General features: G+C 58.9%; 15 protein-coding genes. 7 read left to right on the forward strand and 8 right to left on the reverse strand.

The window, feature by feature from the left end; all coding sequences use genetic code 11:
- The first annotated feature begins 17 nt into the window (after positions 1-17).
- Both ftsH and ACVWYZ_RS00085 read left to right on the forward strand, forming a co-directional pair.
- The gene (gene ftsH, locus ACVWYZ_RS00080; protein WP_457465392.1) at positions 18-1,928 is read left to right on the forward strand and encodes an ATP-dependent zinc metalloprotease FtsH; all 1,911 of its coding nucleotides are present in this window, start codon (positions 18-20) and stop codon (positions 1,926-1,928) included.
- Between the two features lie 109 nt (positions 1,929-2,037).
- Positions 2,038-2,859, forward strand: a complete 822-nt coding sequence (locus ACVWYZ_RS00085; RefSeq protein ID WP_457465394.1) for a class I SAM-dependent methyltransferase — start codon at positions 2,038-2,040, stop codon at positions 2,857-2,859.
- A 125-nt stretch (positions 2,860-2,984) separates the two neighbouring features.
- Here ACVWYZ_RS00085 and ACVWYZ_RS00090 read toward each other — a convergent pair whose 3' ends face one another.
- Both ACVWYZ_RS00090 and dnaA read right to left on the reverse strand, forming a co-directional pair.
- Positions 2,985-3,704 (reverse strand): hypothetical protein, encoded by a 720-nt coding sequence (locus ACVWYZ_RS00090; protein ID WP_457465396.1) that lies wholly within the window; start codon positions 3,702-3,704, stop codon positions 2,985-2,987.
- Positions 3,705-3,834: 130 nt separating this feature from the next.
- Entirely contained in the window at positions 3,835-5,238 is a 1,404-nt protein-coding gene (dnaA, locus tag ACVWYZ_RS00095) for a chromosomal replication initiator protein DnaA (RefSeq protein WP_457465398.1), read from the reverse strand.
- Between the two features lie 226 nt (positions 5,239-5,464).
- Between dnaA and rpmH the strand changes: the two genes are divergently transcribed.
- From rpmH to ACVWYZ_RS00120, 5 genes are all read left to right on the forward strand, one after another.
- The gene (gene rpmH, locus ACVWYZ_RS00100; protein WP_011434477.1) at positions 5,465-5,605 is read left to right on the forward strand and encodes a 50S ribosomal protein L34; all 141 of its coding nucleotides are present in this window, start codon (positions 5,465-5,467) and stop codon (positions 5,603-5,605) included.
- A 95-nt stretch (positions 5,606-5,700) separates the two neighbouring features.
- Positions 5,701-6,102 (forward strand): ribonuclease P protein component, encoded by a 402-nt coding sequence (rnpA, locus tag ACVWYZ_RS00105; protein ID WP_414355543.1) that lies wholly within the window; start codon positions 5,701-5,703, stop codon positions 6,100-6,102.
- 83 nt (positions 6,103-6,185) lie between these two features.
- Complete coding sequence (gene smc, locus ACVWYZ_RS00110; RefSeq protein WP_457465400.1) at positions 6,186-9,746, forward strand: chromosome segregation protein SMC; 3,561 nt, start codon at positions 6,186-6,188, stop codon at positions 9,744-9,746.
- An 88-nt stretch (positions 9,747-9,834) separates the two neighbouring features.
- Positions 9,835-10,416: a Uma2 family endonuclease gene (locus ACVWYZ_RS00115; protein WP_011434474.1), complete on the forward strand. Its 582-nt coding sequence runs from the start codon at positions 9,835-9,837 to the stop codon at positions 10,414-10,416.
- 185 nt (positions 10,417-10,601) lie between these two features.
- The gene (locus ACVWYZ_RS00120) at positions 10,602-11,183 is read left to right on the forward strand and encodes a Uma2 family endonuclease (protein ID WP_457465401.1); all 582 of its coding nucleotides are present in this window, start codon (positions 10,602-10,604) and stop codon (positions 11,181-11,183) included.
- A 170-nt stretch (positions 11,184-11,353) separates the two neighbouring features.
- Here the strand turns inward: ACVWYZ_RS00120 and rsgA are convergent, their stop codons facing one another.
- The 6 genes from rsgA to ACVWYZ_RS00150 all read right to left on the reverse strand — a co-directional run bounded on the left by rsgA (position 11,354) and on the right by ACVWYZ_RS00150 (position 18,503).
- The gene (gene rsgA / locus ACVWYZ_RS00125; RefSeq protein WP_457465402.1) at positions 11,354-12,382 is read right to left on the reverse strand and encodes a ribosome small subunit-dependent GTPase A; all 1,029 of its coding nucleotides are present in this window, start codon (positions 12,380-12,382) and stop codon (positions 11,354-11,356) included.
- The gene (locus ACVWYZ_RS00130; protein ID WP_414329168.1) at positions 12,379-12,648 is read right to left on the reverse strand and encodes a sulfurtransferase TusA family protein; all 270 of its coding nucleotides are present in this window, start codon (positions 12,646-12,648) and stop codon (positions 12,379-12,381) included. The genes rsgA and ACVWYZ_RS00130 overlap by 4 nt, the downstream gene beginning before the upstream one ends.
- Complete coding sequence (gene dnaJ, locus ACVWYZ_RS00135) at positions 12,645-13,829, reverse strand: molecular chaperone DnaJ (protein WP_011434470.1); 1,185 nt, start codon at positions 13,827-13,829, stop codon at positions 12,645-12,647. The genes ACVWYZ_RS00130 and dnaJ overlap by 4 nt, the downstream gene beginning before the upstream one ends.
- 130 nt (positions 13,830-13,959) lie before the next feature.
- Entirely contained in the window at positions 13,960-15,768 is a 1,809-nt protein-coding gene (dnaK, locus tag ACVWYZ_RS00140; RefSeq protein WP_457465404.1) for a molecular chaperone DnaK, read from the reverse strand.
- Between the two features lie 179 nt (positions 15,769-15,947).
- Positions 15,948-16,685, reverse strand: coding sequence for a nucleotide exchange factor GrpE (grpE, locus tag ACVWYZ_RS00145; RefSeq protein WP_457403966.1), 738 nt, complete (start codon positions 16,683-16,685; stop codon positions 15,948-15,950).
- Positions 16,686-16,841: 156 nt separating this feature from the next.
- Positions 16,842-18,503 (reverse strand): bifunctional metallophosphatase/5'-nucleotidase, encoded by a 1,662-nt coding sequence (locus ACVWYZ_RS00150; RefSeq protein WP_457465406.1) that lies wholly within the window; start codon positions 18,501-18,503, stop codon positions 16,842-16,844.
- Between the last annotated feature and the right edge of the window lie 16 nt (positions 18,504-18,519).

The raw sequence follows: 18,519 nt of genomic DNA on the forward strand, positions 1-18,519 counted from the left end.
CGAGCGTTCTCTTCCCTATGAACAAGCCTCTATCTCCCCAGCGCTGGCTGATCGCCCTCCTGCTGGGCTTTTGTCTCTGGCAGGGATCCGGCCTGGTACCTGCCCATGCAGCCTTGGCCTCGGCCCTCACCTACGATCGCTTTTTGCGCTACGTCGAGGAGGGGCGGGTTACGGATGTGCGCCTCACGGACAACAATCTGGTAGCTGAAGTTACGGCTGTGGATCCCCAGACCCAGCATTCCACCCGCTACCGAGTGAACCTGCTGCCCAACACCGTACCGCAACTGGTGGATCGCCTCACCGAGCAGGGGATCGAAGTGGCAGTGGTACCCACCCGCAATGGCAGCGCCTTTTGGGCGCTTCTGGGCAACCTGGTGATCCCGCTGTTGCTGTTGGGAGGGTTGTTCTTTTTCCTGCGGCGTGCCGGTGCTGGAGCGGGCGGCCCTGGGCAGGCGATGAACTTCGGCAAATCGCGGGCCCGCTTTCAGATGGAAGCCAAAACCGGCGTTAAGTTCGACGATGTCGCCGGCATCGAAGAGGCCAAAGAAGAATTGCAAGAGGTGGTCACCTTCCTGAAGAAGCCGGAGCGCTTCACAGCGGTGGGGGCCAAGATCCCCAAGGGTGTGTTGTTGGTGGGGCCGCCGGGGACGGGCAAAACCCTTCTGGCCAAGGCCATTGCCGGCGAGGCAGGAGTGCCTTTCTTTAGCCTGTCCGGCTCTGAGTTTGTGGAAATGTTTGTCGGGGTGGGTGCCTCTCGCGTACGGGATCTCTTCAAGAAGGCCAAGGAGAATGCGCCCTGCATCGTCTTCATCGACGAGATTGACGCGGTGGGCCGGCAGCGGGGGGCCGGCATTGGCGGGGGCAACGACGAACGCGAGCAAACCCTGAACCAGTTGCTCACCGAGATGGACGGCTTTGAGGGCAACACCGGCATTATCGTGATTGCCGCCACCAACCGCCCTGATGTGTTGGATGCCGCTCTCTTGCGTCCGGGGCGCTTCGACCGCCAGGTTACGGTGGATCGGCCTAGCTTTAAGGGGCGCTACGAGATCTTGCGGGTGCATGCCCGCAACAAGAAGCTGGCGGAAGAGGTCAGCCTGGAGGCGATTGCCCGCCGTACCCCCGGCTTTGCCGGCGCGGATCTGGCCAACCTGCTCAATGAAGCGGCCATTTTGGCGGCCCGCCGTCAGCGCATGGCCATCACCAACCAAGACATTGAGGACGCCATTGACCGCATCACCATTGGCCTGACCAAGCCGCCGCTTCTGGACGGCAAGAGCAAGCGCCTGATCGCCTACCACGAGTGCGGCCATGCCCTGCTGATGACGCTGCTGCCCCATGCAGATCCCTTGAACAAGGTGACCATCATTCCCCGCTCCGGCGGCGCAGGTGGCTTTGCCCAGCAACTGCCCAACGAGGAGCAGATCGACTCGGGTATGTATAGCCGCGCTTGGCTGCTGGATCGGGTGGTGGTGGGCTTTGGCGGTCGGGCGGCTGAAGAGATCGTCTTCGGCTACTCCGAAGTGACCACCGGAGCCAGCAACGACCTGCAGCAGAACACGAATCTGGTGCGGCAGATGGTGACCCGCTTTGGCATGTCCGAGCTGGGGCCCTTGATGTTGGATCCCCCCAACAACGAGGTATTCTTGGGCGGCGGCTGGATGAACCGCGTCGAGTACTCGGAGGATGTGGCCGCCAAGATCGACCGCCAGGTGCGGCAGATCCTGGAGAGCTGCTACCAGAAGGCCAAGCAGATTTTGCTGGAGCACCGCCCTCTGCTGGATCGATTGGCCGATACCTTGGTGGAACGGGAAACCCTGGATGGCGACGAATTCCGGGCGATTGTCTCGGAGTATGTGCCCATCCCGGAGAAGGTCGGCCTGCCCAGTCCACTTGCGGAAGCGGGACGGAGTCCAAAGTTGGTCTAAGGGATCCCATCTCCATCGCCGGATAGACGACTTGGGAGGGTGGTTGTTGGGGCTGGATCCCGGCAACTGCCCTTTTTTTAGCGGGTTTTCTATTGCGTCGGGTTATCTCATGCTCTCTTCGCTCTCTGCTTTGCCGGTTCACCTCTATCGCTGCCTGAGCTGCGGTCGGGAAGGGCTGACCCAAGCACCAGGGCGGGAGCAGGGATCCGTGGCAGATCGGGTTTATTGTCCCAGTTGTGGCCAAATTTACCCCATCACCGCTTCTGGGGCTGTGGATTTTATCGGCAGCTCATCGGACTTGCATCTCACCCCGGCCCAAGCCATTGCCCATCTGCCTGGGTTCGCCTGGGGCTACGATCGCCTCTGGCGGCCCTGGGCCCTGTCGCTGCTGACGGGAGAGAGCTTTGGGAGCGAGCGGGAGAGTCAACTGCTGGCCGAGTTGGTGGGGGAGGGGGATCCCATCTTGGATTTGGGCACTGCCGGGGGGTACTGGAGCCGCTTGCTCCTGGCCAAGGATCCACAACGGACGGTGATCGGCCTGGACAATGCAGCAGAGGTATTGGCGGAAGCCGCTCAACAAGCGCAGCCCCACTGGCAGCACTACAGCCTGATGCGGGCTCGGGCTGAACAGCTTCCCCTCGCCTCTGGAACTTTTGGGGCGGTGATCAGCGGGGCCACCTTGAACGAATTGCCTTTGGATCCCTGTTTGCGGGAAATTGCCCGTGTGTTGAGACCGGGAGGAGCCTTTGTCTCGATGCACAGCCAGCAGGTCCAGGGATGGGGGCAGATGGTGCAGCAATGGCTGGAAGCCACCGGCCTTCATTTTTTCTCAGAAACCCAGTTGCGCGAGCACCTTCAACAGGTGGGGCTGCAGTTGGAGCGTTATCTCAGCTTGGGTTGGGTGGCCTTTGTGCGGGCGGTGCGCCTCTGATCTTGGCCGGGTTAAGTTGTGCAGTGGCCATCGAGTCGATGTCGGAGCCATTACCCCAATCCAAGTCATGCCGATCCCTGGCTCCCCTCTTCCACCAAGAGAGAGACTAGGAGTGAGGGCGCACTCTATGGGATCCACTCCAGCCCAACGCCAAAGCTAAACTCCCGATCCAAGGTCGAGTTGCGCAGGCTATAGCGAGCAGAAAGACGAAAAGAAGGGCTAATGGCATAGGCAGCGGTGATCTCCGCCAGGGTGGCCTGTCCTTCTTCCGGCTCCTGGGGGGCAACCCAACTGTAGCTACCGGTCAAATCTGCAGCTCCGGGAGCCAAGGCCAAAACGGCAAAAGCCCCATAGCTAACTCCGCTGAGGCTGCGGTTTTTTTGTTCCAAAGCCCGATACCCCAGTTGTGGCGCCAGATTAAAAGGGGATCCCAGGGGGGCCAGAAAGTAACGCATTTCCGACCCGTACTGGCGCACTTCGGGATGTTCGGAAGATTGGCGATAGTCACCGCTGAGGGTGAGGCGATCTCCCAGACGCAAGTCTTGTAGGCTGATTCGCCAGTGAGAAGAGGACTCGAAACCGGCCTGCAAGCGCGTGGGCAAGACAGGGGTGTTGCGGATTTCTTCCAGGAGATGGGGCGGGTTTTGCAGCCAGCGGCGCAACACGGGGCTGCCTTCCAAAAGTTGGCTATCCAAGCCCAAATCCAAAGCGGCTGAGAGCGTGGCTGGCGCCGGATCCTGAATGCTGGCTTGCGTGGAATTGGCCCAAACTGGCCACCCAGGCACCAGTCCAGCCCAGAGGAGCAGCATACCCAGGCGAAGCCCTTTGCCAGACTGTCTCACCACCTGCAACCCCATGCATCGCGTCCCTACTGTAGCTGCTTTCCGAGGGATTCTCCACGCAGACGGGCAAGGCTGGAGGTGCTCCACAGCGCGGCAACAACACCTCAAAGACGGCCCAGCGACAACAGAAAGCCTAGCTGTTCCGGCTGTTGGCAACCACCCGCAAGCGCTCGACCAATTTTTGCAGTTGCCGTTCAAACTGCAGACTTTCCCGCTGTAGCTGACTGACTTTCTCACAGCTATAGAGAACGGTGGTGTGATCTTTTCCCCCAAAGTAATCGCCAATTTTGGGCAAGCTGAGGTTGGTGTAGTGGCGCATCAAAAACATGGCAATTTGCCGTGCTTGGCTGATGTCACGCTTGCGGGAGGATCCCAGTAAACTTTCTCGGTCGATGCCGAATTCTTCACAGACCACATCGGTAATCATGTCGGCGGTGATCTCTTTCGGCTCGCTGGGGGGATTGAGGATGGGCTGAATCGTCTCCACGCTCATCGGCAAGCCGGAAATGGAAACATAGGCGACGGCGCGGATCAGGGCGCCTTCCAGCTCGCGGATGTTGCTGGTGTAGGTGGTGGCAATGTACTCGATCACGTCGGCGGGCAAGTTCATTCCCTCGTACTCGGCTTTCTTCTTGAGAATGGCCATGCGGGTTTCGATATCCGGCGATTGAATTTCCGCAATCAAACCCATGGAGAAACGAGAACAAAGCCGCTCCTGCAGACGCGGGATCAGATGAGGAGAGCGGTCGGCGGCCAGTACGATCTGTTTGCCGGACTCGTGCAGCGTATTAAAGGTGTGAAAAAACTCCTCTTGGGTGTACTCTTTGCCTTCGATAAATTGAACGTCATCCACCAATAAAATATCCACATCCCGATAGTGCTCCCGGAAAGACTGCATGCTGTCTCGCCGGATGGCATCGATTAAATCGTTGGTAAACCGTTCGGTGGACACGTAGAAGACCTTGGCGCGTGAATTGGCCTCCAGTTGGTAGTGGCCAATGGCCTGCATCAGGTGGGTTTTGCCCAGACCCACCCCACCGCAGAGAAACAGGGGGTTGTAGGCGCGCCCAGGCTTGTCGGCCACAGCCAGAGCTGCAGCGTGAGCCATGCGGTTGTTGGGGCCAACCACAAACCGCGAGAAGGAATACTTGGGGTTGAGATCCGGCGCCCGCATGGGCAGGCTGCCGCCGACTTCCAGTCCTAGGGTGGTGGAGGCAGGTAAGCTGCCGGCTCTGCCCGATGTTGGGGAAATCGCCCTTGAAGGGGGTTCTGCCTCGACAGAAGCGTGGGGGGAAACGGAAAACTCCACCTGCAAAGGGATCCCGGCTACCCGCTGCACCACCTCGGTGATGGTGGAAGCGTAGTGCTTTTGCAGCCAGCCCCGTGCCCATTCGCTGGGGGTACAGATGGTGAGGCGGTTGTCCACCAACGATTCAGCCCGCGCCGTTTTGATCCAAGCCTCGAAGGTTGGACGGCTGAGCTGCACCTGCAGATGACACAGGGCTTCATCCCAGAGCTGATCCAGGGAAATATCCACACCACACACTCAGAGCGACACAGCAGAAGCCCAGAGGAAACAGCGGCGGCTTCCTCGACAGGAGCTTCGGGATTCCCAATTTAACTGCTCGGCGCGGGGTGGCCAATCTAGCAATTTTCCATTGAGTCTGCTAAGATTAACCACCTGTGATCAGTTGCCAGCAGGCTGAATGGCAGTCTGGTCAGCTCTGGCAGATGATCTTGGCTTCATTGGTTGGCTTCTCACCATGACTCAGCGTACCCTTCGTGGCACCAATCGCAGACGCATTCGCGTCTCTGGGTTTCGGGCCAGAATGCGAACTGCAACCGGGCGGCAGGTCTTGCGGCGACGGCGGGCCAAGGGGCGTTATCGCCTGGCGGTTTCCTAAGCCCTTTGGTTGGATATTGGATCCTAATCTGGGATTTTTGGAGCGTTGCAGCCCAAAACTCGCTGACTTCTGGGGCAGACTCTCCTCGGTGCCCAATGTTGCCGGCTCCTCATCGATTGCGGGATCGACGAGCTTTTCAGGCGCTCTACCAGGGAGGCCAACGTCGTTCCGGTGCAGGCTTGACCCTGCTGTTTCAGCCGATGCCCGCAGGGTGCGAAGGGATCCCCAGCCAGGTGGGACTGGTGATCGGCAGAAAGGTGAGCAAATCTGCCGTAAAGCGGAATCGGCTGCGCCGCCAGTTGCGAGAAATCTTGCGCCCCCTGTGCCCAAACCTGAAACCCGGCTACCGGCTGCTGTTCATCTCCAAGGCAAACCTGCTGACCTACCGATGGCCGGAGCTGAGGGCAGAGGTGCATCGTCTTTTACAAAAGGCCGATCTGCTCGTCGGCACAGATGTAGACTCAACAGGTGCAGACTCAGATGCCAAGCCGTCCTAAGAAACTTGAGCTGCACAGGTTTTTGCTACCCATGCTAGCCTGTTGCCATCATCTGCCGGTGGTCACGCTAGATATGGGGTGTCATGTACGTCAAGCGGATTGAGCTGACCCGATTTAAGTCGTTTGGCAGCACAACCTCGATACCTCTGTTGCCGGGGTTCACGGTTATTTCTGGCCCCAATGGCTCCGGTAAGTCTAACATCCTGGATGGGATCCTGTTTGCGCTGGGGTTATCGTCCTCGCGGGGGATGCGGGCAGAGAGGCTTTTGGATTTGGTGCATTCCGGCAGCCTCAACGGCAATCGGCAGGTGGAAACCCATGTTTCTGTCACCTTTGAGCTGGGGCCGGGAGAAGATGGTCAGCCCAGGGAATGGAAAGTCAGTCGCCGGCTGCGGGTCAAGCCCGGAAAGGCTGAGGATCCCACTCGCGATAGCGGGACGGATTCTCTCCCCTACACCAGCACTTTCTACATCAACGATGTGCCCTGTACCCTGAGCGAGCTGCACGAACAACTGGAGGCGATGCACATCTACCCCAACGGCTACAACGTCGTTTTACAGGGGGATGTCACCAGCATCATTTCCATGCACCCCAAGGAACGGCGGCAGATCATCGACGAATTGGCGGGGGTGGCCACCTTCGACCGCAAGATCGCCCAGGCCAACAGCAAGCTGGAGGCGGTACGGGAACAAATTGAGCGCTTTCGGCTCATCGAACAAGAATGGCAAGCTCAAGGAGAGCGGCTGCTCAGAGAGAGCGAAAAGGCCCAACACTATCAGCAACTGCGGCTGCAGTTGCAAACGCTGGAGCAGCAGCAACAGGTGTTGCTTTGGCGGCATTTGCAGGCCCAAGTGGAAGAAACCCAGGCGGCCATTCAGCAGCTTCTGGAGGCTCAGGAGCAGGCCACCGCTCAGGTGCAGACCTTGAGCGAGCATTTGCAGCAAGCCGAAGCCGCCCTGACCGAGTTGCAAAGCCGCATCCACGCCCTTGGAGAGGAGGAATACCTGCACCTGCAAGCCCAGATTGCCGCCGCCGAAGCACAGCGGCAACAGGTCAGCCAACAGATCGCAGCCTGGCAGCAGGAGATCGAGCAAGCGCAGCGCCTACATCAGGAGCGGCAAACCCAACAGCAGCATCTGCAGGCGGAGCTGGAACACCTGCACAGCCAACAGGAGCAACTGGCCCAAGCCCAGGGATCCCTGCAGGCCCAGGTTCAGAAAGCCCAAATTAGCTTGGAACAGAGCCGCGAACAGCTGCGCGCCCTAGCCCAATCCGCTGATGCCTGGGTGAAACAGCAGCGCTACCTCACCCGCCACATTGAGGAACTTCGCGCCGAACAGGAGCCTCTCCAACAGGAGCAAATTCGCCTGCAAGAGCGACAACGGCAACTGGAACGGCAAAGCCAAGAGATCCAGGCGGAGATTGCCCAGATCGAGGCGTGGCTGGGATCCCACCTGGCCCTCACCGCCGAGCTGGAACACACTTGCCGACAGTCGGAAGCTCAGGTTCAAACTTTGGCCCAAGAGCTGGCGCAACTGCAGGCCGGCCTGGAGCTGGATCGCGCCACCCACGAGCGCCTCACCGTCGAGCTGCACGCCAAGCAGCGGCAACTGGACAAATGGGAAACCCGCCGCCAAGTGTTGCAAGAATCCCAGGGATCCCGGGCGACCCAAGCCATCCTGAGTGCCCGTCTGCCGGGGGTTTTGGGGTTGGTGGCCCAGTTGGGGCAGGTGGATCCCCAGTATCAACTGGCCCTGGAGGTTGCAGCAGGCAACCGGCTGCACTTTGTGGTGGTGGAGGATGACACCGTGGCCGTGAGCGCTGTCAACTTTTTGAAACGGGAAAAAGCCGGACGCGCCACCTTTTTGCCCTTGAATAAGCTCCAGCCCACCCGCCCCCCCAGCCCCCTGAAATTGGACGGCCTGATCGACTACGCCATTCGTTTGGTGCGTTTTGAAGAGCGCTACCGGGATGTTTTCGGCTTTGTGTTCGGCTCCACCCTGGTTTTCCAAAGCCTAGAGCTGGCCCAGCCCCACATCGGCAAGCACCGCATGGTTACTCTGGAAGGGGAGCTGTTGGAAACTTCGGGCGCCATGACCGGCGGCAGCGCCCCCCAGCGAGCTGGGATCCACTTTTCTGCCGGCGAACCTTCCGAGGAGGCCGCCTTGCGCTCCCGCTTGGCCGAGCTGGAGGAACTGCTGGCCGCCCTCACCCTGCGCCTACAAGCAGCCCAAGCCCGCGAAAAACAACTTGCCCAAGCCCTGCTCCTGGCTCGCCAAGACGCCCTGCAAGCCCAGCAATATCTGGAGCGGCACCAAGCCGACTGCCAAAAGCAACAGGCCCGCCTGCAACACCTGCAGGGATCCCTGGCGCAAAGGCAAAGCGAAAGCCACCAGATCCAGCAGCGGCTCCAGCAGATTCAACTGCGTTGGGATCCCTTGCAACAGCGCCTGGCCGATCTCACCCTCAAGCTCAGCCAACTGGAGGGATCCCCGGTGAACCAACATTGGCAGCAACTGCAGCAGACGGTGCAGCAGCAGGAAAGTCGCTTGGCAGAGCTGCAGCAGCAACTGGCCCAACTGGAGCGGCAACAGCAGGAGAACTCCGGCCAACAACACCTGAAACAGGCCCAAATCCAGCACCACCAGGAGCGCCTGCAAGAGAGCGAACAGCGCCAAGCCCATCTGCAGGAGCAGATCGTCCAAGCCCAAGCCACCCTTGGTCACATCCAGCAGCACCTTGCCGAGCAACGGCAACAGATAAGCCAGATCGAGGCCCGCCTCGCCCACCTGCGCCAAGAGCGGGATCGGCAAGAATTCCAATTGCGGGCTCAACAACAGCAAATCCAACGCCTGGAGTGGGAACGCTACAACGCCCTCACCCAACAACAGGAAAAAGAGGCTCTGCTGGCCCAACTGCAAACCCAACTGCAAGCGGTGGTTCAAGAGCTGCCGGATCCGCTGCCCGACTTGCCCGCCACCCTGACCTTAGACGAGCTGCAGCGGCAAAAACGCAAAATCGAAGAGCAATTGCGATCCCTGGAGCCGGTAAACATGCTGGCCATTGCCGAATACGAACAGACCCAAGCTCGCCTGCGGGATCTCAGCGCCAAACTGGAAACCCTGCACCAAGAGCGCACCGAGTTGTTGCTGCGCATCGAGAACTTTTCCACCCTGCGTCGGCAAGCCTTCTTGGATGCCTTTCATGCCGTCAACGGCCATTTTCAGACCATCTTTGCCCAACTTTCCGATGGGGATGGCCATTTGGAATTGGAAAACCCAGAGGATCCCTTTGCGGGCGGTCTAACCTTGGTGGCCCACCCCAAAGGTAAGCCGGTGCGCCGTCTCAGCGCCATGTCGGGAGGAGAAAAATCCTTGACAGCCCTCAGCTTTATTTTTGCTCTGCAGCGATTCCGCCCTTCCAGCTTTTACGCCTTTGATGAAGTAGATATGTTTTTGGACGGGGCCAATGTGGAAAAATTGGCCAATATGATCTGGCAGCAATCTCGTCAGGCGCAGTTTTTGGTGGTCAGTTTACGCCGCCCCATGATCGAAAAAGCTGAGCACACCATTGGTGTAACCCAGGCCCGCGGTGCATACACTCAGGTGATCGGCCTGACCAAACCCGCCCCTCACCCCAGTTAAGATGTGGCTTGGTTAAGAGCAGAGGGCAAATCCTGAGGTCCCATTAGACTCATTCTAAGAATGGTTTAGGAGTGTCCAAACGCCTGCCATGGTTGCTCTGACTCTGAATCTATCCCCCCTGACAACCCTGAGCCGAGCAGATTTTATTCGGCTTTGTGCCGCCAATCCTGACCTGAAGCTGGAGCGCACTGCCCAAGGAGAATTGGTTATCATGTCTCCAACCGGCGGGGAAACCGGCCACTGGAATGCCGAAATCACCACAGACTTAACTCTTTGGAACCGGCAATCGGGCAGAGGGAAAAGTTTCGATTCTTCCACCGGATTTTCCTTGCCTTCAGGCAGCGACCGCTCCCCTGATTTGGCCTGGATCCCGATTGAAAAGTGGGAAGCTTTGGATCCCTCAGTCCGTCAAGGATTTTTGCCCTTGTGCCCCGATTTTGTGGTGGAGATCCTCTCGCCCACCGATTCTTGGATCCAAACTCAGGCCAAGATGCAAGAATACATGGACAACGGCTGCCGGCTGGGGTGGCTGCTGGATCCCAAGGCCAAGCGGGTGATGATCTACCGACAAGGGCAAGCGCCGGAATTGGTCGAAGATCCGGAAACCCTATCAGGAGAGGACGTGCTGCCGGGCTTCACCTTGCCCATTCGCAAGATCTGGTCGGCTTGATATGAGTAGCTTTCACGGATTTACGATCCCTGATACAGCTTTTTTCCACACCCTTAACCCAGCCAACTCTGATGGATCTCTTGCATGACAGGGATCCCACGCAATTGCAGAACTCTCCCAACCTTGGAAACAGCTGCAGTAAAAATGTTGAGCGATAGGCCAAAAACAGGCGGAGTCACACTACCATGGCTGCTCTGACTCTGAATCTATCTCCCCTGATAACCCTCAGCCGAGCAGATTTTATCCGGCTTTGTGCCGCCAATCCTGAGCTGAAGCTGGAGCGTACTGCCCAAGGAGAATTGGTCATCATGTCTCCAACCGGTGGGGAAACGGGCAATCTTAACTTTGAAATTGCCGGGGAAGTTTATGTTTGGAACCGGCAATCGGGCCGAGGGAAAAGCTTTGATTCTTCCACCGGATTTTCCTTGCCTTCAGGCAGCGACCGCTCCCCTGATTTGGCCTGGATCCCGATTGAAAAGTGGGAAGCTTTGGATCCCTCAGTCCGTCAAGGATTTTTGCCCCTGTGCCCCGATTTTGTGGTGGAGATCCTCTCGCCCACCGACTCTTGGATTCAAACTCAGGCCAAGATGCAAGAATACATGGACAACGGCTGCCGGCTGGGGTGGCTGCTGGATCCCAAGGCCAAGCGGGTGATGATCTACCGACAAGGGCAAGCGCCGCAATTGGTCGAAGATCCGGAAACCTTATCGGGAGAGGACGTGCTGCCGGGCTTCACCTTGCCCATCCGCAAGATCTGGTCCACCTGACATTCTACGGTCGTTTTATAGTCATTTTAGACAGGAATGAAACATTTCTGTTGTATTGTGTATTGGTTCCTAACTCCCCTCTCCCAAAGGAAGAGGGGCTGGGAGTGGTCGCAGAAGCTGCACGGAATGCTTGAGGAGTGTCTCAATCTAGTTTGGAATGACTATAGTCCTCAGATTGGGGTCTTTCGCGCAATTCTGGCGAGACTGGGATCTTGGCCAGGCTGGATAAGGCCCACCGCTGCCTTTTGCACCTGCTGGACTTCTTGCAAAAGCTGCAAGTAAAAAGTCCGTCGTTCCCAATCCAGATCTCGGAGCCCACAGCCCGGCTCTCGATGGTGCAGGCAATCGCGAAACTGACAGGCGCCCAAGCGATCCCTTACTTCGGGGAAGCACCGTATCAACTGCAAAGGATGCACCGGCGGGATTCCTTCGCCAGCATTGAATCCCGGCGAATCGGCGATCCAACCGCCTTCCGGCAAAGGAAACAGCTCCACATGGCGGGTGGTGTGCCGACCATGGCCCAAACGTCTGGAGACGGCCTGAGTGGCCAGCCGAACTTCCGGCAGCAGCCGATTGAGCAAGCTGGATTTGCCCACCCCAGAAGGGCCTGTCACCACCGAGATCTGATCTCGACAGCACTGTTGCAACTGGGGGATCCCAGCTTGGGTGTGGGCACTGACCAACAGAGGCTCATATCCCCACCTCTGCAGACGCTCCACCCAAGTTGTCGCCACTTCTGGATCCACGCAGTCGCATTTGTTCAACACCACCTGAACCCGCAGTTGGCTGGCCTCGGCTTGCACCAGCAGACGACTGAGGGCGTTGGGCTCAGGGTCGGGCTCGGCCAGGGCCACCACCACCAGAACTTGGGTCGCGTTGGCAATAGCAGGTCGAGGCAGTTGAGTGCGCCGCGGCAGGATCGCCTCGATCACCCCCCGCTCCGGCCAGAGGTCGGCGGCAGCAGGCGGCAAGTGCACCTCCACCCAGTCCCCCACCATCACCTGCTGGCCCGTTTTTTTCAGCTTGGCCCGACAGGTACAGAGAATCTCTGCCGGGGTGGGCTTTTGAGCCGGAAACTGAGCCGGGATCTCGGGAAAAAGGGCGGCCAAACTCGGATCGATCCGCACGCGATAAAAGTTGGCCTGCGCTGCGCGCACCCAGCCGGTACAATCTTTTCCTTCCGGTTTCACCGGGTTCATGGCGACGCAGGTGTGCCGCGACGCACCCAGAGAATGTAATGGCCTTCGGGGGAAGCTGCCTGTCCCTCAATCCGATGCCCGGCCATGGCTAGACTGTTGGGCACCTGCTCCAGAGGTTCTCCCGCATCCAGCCATAGCTCCAGCAGTTCTCCAGGAGCCATGCGCTCCAGGCGCAGCTTCGCCCGCACGTAGTTAAGTGGGCAAGGGATCCCGCGCTGGTCAAGGATAAACTTGACCTCTTCCGACGAAACAGCCTCTGCAGTCATTCTTCCTCACGCTCCCGGTTGCCAGGCATCTGGGCCAGCCCCCGCAACAACCCGCCCAAGAAACCATCCCGCTTGTTGATGCGTTCTCCGTGCAGCTCAGCCAGGCGCATGAGCAATTCCCGCTCTTCTGAGCTGATGCGGGTGGGGATCTCCACCACCAAGGTGATTTGGTGGTCGCCCCGAGACATCGGGTTGCCAATGCGAGGTACCCCCTTGCCCTCCAGGGTCAGCACTGTACCCGGCTGGGATCCGGCTGGGATGGTCAGCTCCACCTCCTCCTCCAGGCCGGCTTTCGAGTCCACGGTGGGCACAGAGACCTTGGCCCCCAAGATGGCCTGCAAATAGCTCACCCGCACCTCCGAGAGAATGGTCAGGCCATCTCGCTGGAAGTCGGGATCCGGTTCCACAAACAGGTAGACGTAGAGATCCCCAGGGGGGCCACCGCGCCGACCGGCATCGCCTTCTCCGGAAACCCGCAAACGGGTGCCACTGTCTACACCGGCTGGGATGTTGATGCGCAGTTTCTTCGTGGTTTGGGCCAAGCCCTCGCCGTTGCAGTTGTAGCAGGGCTCCTCCAACACCTGACCGCTGCCACCACAGGTGGGACAAACCGAGACCTGAGTGAAGTTGCCGAACGGCGTGCGGGTTGCCCGTCGCACCTGACCGCTGCCTCCGCAGGTGGGGCAAGTTTTCACCTCCGTACCGGGCTTGGCCCCGCTGCCCCCACAGACATTGCAGACCTCCAGGTGGCTGATGCGAATTTGCTTTTCGCCGCCGAAGATGGCTTCCAGAAACTCCAGTTTTAGGTCAAAGCGCAGATCATCGCCCCGTACCGGCCCCTGGCGACTGCGGGCATAGCTGGCTCCTGCCCCTGCAAAGTTGGTGAAAAAGCTCTCGAAAATGTCGGCAAAGCCACCCATCCCCGCAAAATCCTGGAATCCACTTGCTGCCGCAGCAGCTCCACTCAAACCCGCTTCTCCAAAGCGATCGTAGCGAGCTTTTAGCTCATTATCAGAGAGCACCTCATAGGCACGGTTGATCTCTTTGAAGCGCTCCTCGGCGCCTGGCTCCTTGTTGACATCCGGGTGGTACTTACGAGCCAACCGTCGATAGGCGCGCTTGATCTCCTCTTTGGAGCTATCGCGGCTAACCCCCAAGATTTCATAGTAGTCGCGAGCCATAGAAGCGCTTCAGAAGAGGTTAAAGATCAAAACATCAGACACACTTGAGATGCAACTTGTCAGGCAGCACAACCGAAGCAGACCTACAAGGCACCGGAGCTGGGGGAGAGCAAGCAGTTGCCTAGAATCCTCAGCGAGCTCCATAGATCTCGCTACCCATCTCCAGCAGGACAGCCCGCAGTTCTTCCATTGCGTTCCGTAAAGTTGCTAAGTCTACGTTATCATTTGCCAGCAATGCCCTCAATGTGCCCGCCACTTGAGCCCCCCGCTGGATTCGAGCTTCGCTGAGGCGATTGCCATGCTCCTGCAGGGTTTTGTCGTAGTTGTAGAGCAGGCTGTCCGACTGGTTGCGGGCTTCCACCAACTGCCGCCGGCGCTGATCTTCTTCGGCATAGGCCTCCGCTTCCCGACGCATTCGCTCGATCTCGCTGCTGCTCAGGCCACCGTTATTGGTGATCTTGACGCTCTGCTCGATCCCCGTCCCCTTTTCCCGAGCCGAGACTTTCAAGATCCCGTTGGCATCGATGTCAAAAGAAACCTCGATCTGGGGCACCCCACGGGGAGCCGGCGGGATCCCGGTCAGTTGAAAGCGGCCCAAGGTCTTGTTGTCTTTGGCCATGGCCCGCTCTCCCTGCAGGACGTGAATCTCCACCACACTCTGGCCATCGGTGGCAGTGGAGAAAATCTGGGTTTTACTGGTGGGAATGGTGGTGTTGCGCTCGATGATGCGGGTGAAGACTCCCCCCAGCGTTTCCACCCCAATCGAGAGAGGGATCACGTCCAGCAGCAGTAGATCTTTCACTTCTCCACCCACCACGCCTGCCTGGATGGCAGCGCCAAGGGCCACCGCCTCGTCGGGATTGACGGAGCGATCTGGGTTTTTTTTGAAGATTTGCCGAATTTTCTCCTGGACAGCGGGAATACGAGTAGAGCCGCCCACCAGCAGCACGCGGTCGATGTCTGCAGGGGAGAGGCCAGCATCCCGCAGCGCCTGTCCTGTAGGCTCCACGGTGGCCTCCACCAGATCCCGCACCAACTCCTCAAACTTGCCGCGGGTCAGCTCCACTTCCAGGTGCTTGGGCCCCGAATCGTCGGCGGTGATAAAAGGCAGGTTAATGAGTGTAACCTGGGTGCTGGACAGCTCAATTTTGGCCTTCTCAGCAGCCTCCCGCATCCGCTGCAGGGCCATGCGATCCCGCGAGAGGTCGATCCCTTCCGTCTCCAAAAACTGACGGATGAGCCAATCGACAATTCTTTGGTCGAAATCATCCCCCCCCAGGTGGTTGTTGCCGGCAGTCGCTTGCACCTCAAACACGCCGCTGCCCAGTTGCAGCACCGAGACATCGAAGGTGCCGCCACCCAAATCGAAAACCAGAATGCGTAGGTCTTGATCTTGTTTGTCTAGGCCATAGGCCAGGGCGGCTGCTGTCGGCTCGTTGATGATGCGCAGCACCTCCAGCCCGGCAATGGTGCCCGCATCTTTGGTGGCTTGCCGCTGGGCATCGGTAAAATAGGCGGGAACGGTGATCACGGCTTGGGTCACCGGCTCCCCCAGATAGGCCTCCGCATCGGCCTTCAGCTTTTGCAGGATCATGGCGGAGATCTCCTGCGGAGTGTAGGCGCGATCTTGCACCGCCACTTCCACCATGTTGTCTCGACCGGGGATGACTTTGTAGGGAACCCGCCTCCGCTCATCTTCGGTCTCGGCAAAGGTGCGGCCAATGAAGCGTTTGATGCTGAAGATGGTGTTTTCGGCATTGGTAACCGCCTGGCGCTTGGCCAGTTGGCCCACCAAGCGGGTGTTGTTCTTGGCGAAGCCGACAATGCTGGGGGTGGTGCGCCCTCCCTCGGCGTTGGTGATCACAACGGGCTGACCACCTTCCAAAACCGCCACGCAACTGTTGGTGGTTCCCAGGTCAATCCCGATGACTTTACCCATAGCCCCCTCTCCCCGTGCGCCAAGTCTCAACCCAAGAACGCAATTCCACGGATCTTAAAAGCATTCTGCCCAGAATCCCGCAGAAACCTTCAGACGTTGCTTTCGTCTCCGTAGCTTTACTGTAGCGTTTCTGAGACTGCTCTGGCTCTGTTTGTCAAGGTTCAAGTGAGCAAGTTTGGCTAGGAAGGTTGGGGGTTTTGGGGAGAGGCAGGAGTGCTCTCCGGGCCGGGTTCGCTGGTGGCTTGGGCTGGGGGGGATGGTTCAGAGCTGGGGCTGCCCGCCGAGACGGCCACCATGGCATGACGGATCACCAAGTCCCCCAGCTTGTAACCTGGCTGATATTCGATGGCTACCACATCCTCGGGATAGTCTGGGCTGGGCTGACGGGCTATGGCTTCGTGCAGGTTGGGGTCGAAGGGCTGGCCCACCGATTTCATGCGGGAGACGCCCATCTTCTTCAGGCATTCCACCAGCAGGCGGTAGACGCTCTGGTAGCTGTTGTGCAACTCCCGCTCGCGGTCGGTTTCCAGCTTCAGCTGCTGCTGAGCCCGCTCAAAGCTGTCCACAACAGGCAAGATCTCCAGCACAAATTTCTGCCGTTCTTTTTGGCTGAACTCTTCTTTTTCCCGCTGGGTACGCCGCCGGTAGTTTTCAAAATCGGCGTAGAGGCGCAGGTAGGCGTCTTCTTTCTCTTTGAGTTGCTGGCGGACAACTTCCAACTCGTGCTGGAGCTGCTTGAGAGCTTCACCGGGATCTGGAGAAGGCTCAGCTGCGGTTTCTCCGGAGGAGGTACCGGCTTCTGCTTCGCTATCTTCCAAAATCAGCTTCTCCAGCTCTGCCTCTACGTCGATCTCTTCTTCCTGTAGTTCAGGATAGGTATCTTCTGGGGCCATCGGTTGCTTCTCTTCGGCAGTCATGGGCGATGTCGGCAAGTGTTAGCAATGAGCAGTGACTCGGATATGCCCAGCTTGGCAGTTTCAAAACCGCCGCTGCACTCAGCCAAACCAGGCTCTGTGTTGATCGTATTCTACCGGGTTCTCTTTCAGCCAGTTGAAGTCAATATCTTTTCTTTCCTAGCCGACCAGCAGATGTTCCCGTGGCCGGCCCAGGCAATCGGGGAAGTAGATCTTGGCCAAGTCGGGGATTAGGCGCCAGTTGGGGCTGTAGATGGGTTGAATGGGGGAGTGGGTGTGAATATAGTAGACCAGAAAGTCGCGGATGCTATCGGCTGAGATCCACAGGGTTTGGGCTTCTTGGAACATGCTGTAACCGCCGCCGCCGCCGGCTCGGTAGTGGTTAATGGCCAGGCGAAAGGTCTGTGCTGGTTCCACCGGCTGTCCGCGGAATTGTAAGGTCACCAGGCGCTTTCCTACGGGGCGGGTGAGATCGAAGCAGTAGTCGATGCCGTGGTAGAGGTCGAAGGTGTAGCCGCGGGCTTCGGGGGCCACGACGGCAGCAGGATCGGCGGGAAGGTGATTGGGATCCAACTGGCGAAAATAGCCGGCGGTCTGTTCTAGGGCGCGCCGCAGAATATCTCCGGTGATCTCCAAAACGCAGAGGGTGTTGTCGTAGACGGTGAGGCTGTAGGCATCTTGCAGGGAGATGGGGCCTGCTGACAGGCCGGCGCTGCTGCAGATGTTGACCAGGGAGAGCTCTGCGGGGAATCCTGCCTCCCGCACTGCTTGCAATTGGGCCTGGTGGAGCAGCTCTGCCAGAGGGTTGGCCCCCAGACGGGCTGCCAGACCGCCGCTATAGGCAGAACGGGCTTGGCCAATGGGCTGACGGATGTAGCGCAGGGTGGCTTGATGATAGGGCTCTGTCAAGGCCAAGAGTTCGGGATCGGGAGGGATCCCTTCGGCGGAGAGGAGCTGTGCGCTTTTGCTGATGATTTGCCAGCGGCTGCCCTGGCGCTCCAGCTCCAGGGATACCTGGGAGAGGTGGCTGCCCCAATAGCCGGGCTGCACCACTAGAGCTGGGGATCCCCCCAGACCGGCGATGGTCTGGTGGGTATGGCCGGAGAGGATGACGTCAATGCCGTCCAGCTCGGCCAGGGCCAACAGTTCGTTTTCCCCTGCCAGGCTTTTGTTGCTGCACCAGCCGGAGCGATCTGGGTTGTGCCAATGCTCAGGGGTGCGCAGGGGGGGCAATTGGTTGGGGCCGCTGTGCAGGATCAAGATCAAAACATCCACCTGAGGTCGCAGCAGCGATAGGTAGTGTCGGGCGGTCTCCAACAAGGGGGCAAAGCGCAGCCCCGCAATGTAGTCGGGTCGCTCCCAGGTGTCGATGCGGGGGGTGGTCAGCCCTAGCAAGCCAACGCGAACCCCGGCCAATTCCCGGATCAGGTAGGGCTGGAAGAGGGGATCCCCATTCTGGCGGAGGATGTTGGCACAGAGCACCGGACAGCGGAGATCGCCGACAAAATCCCGGAGAACCTGCAGCCCAAAGTTAAAGTCGTGGTTGCCAGGGGTAAAGGCGTCGTAGCCTAGGGCGTTGAGAGCATGAGCCAAGGGGTGAGGGGAGACGGGCTCCACCTGCGCATAGTAGGTGCCCAAGGGGGATCCCTGAATGGTATCGCCGCTGTCGATGAGTAAGACGGGATCCTCACTGGCTGCTCGCACGCGCTTGATGAGGGTGGCCAGCTTGGCTAAACCGTGCTCCGCAGGGATCCCGGTGAAGTAGTTCCAGGGATGTAGATTGGCATGGAGATCCGAAGTGTGGAGAATTGTTAATCGCATTCTCATATCATAGCCA

Source organism: Thermostichus sp. MS-CIW-37 (genome assembly GCF_054060065.1).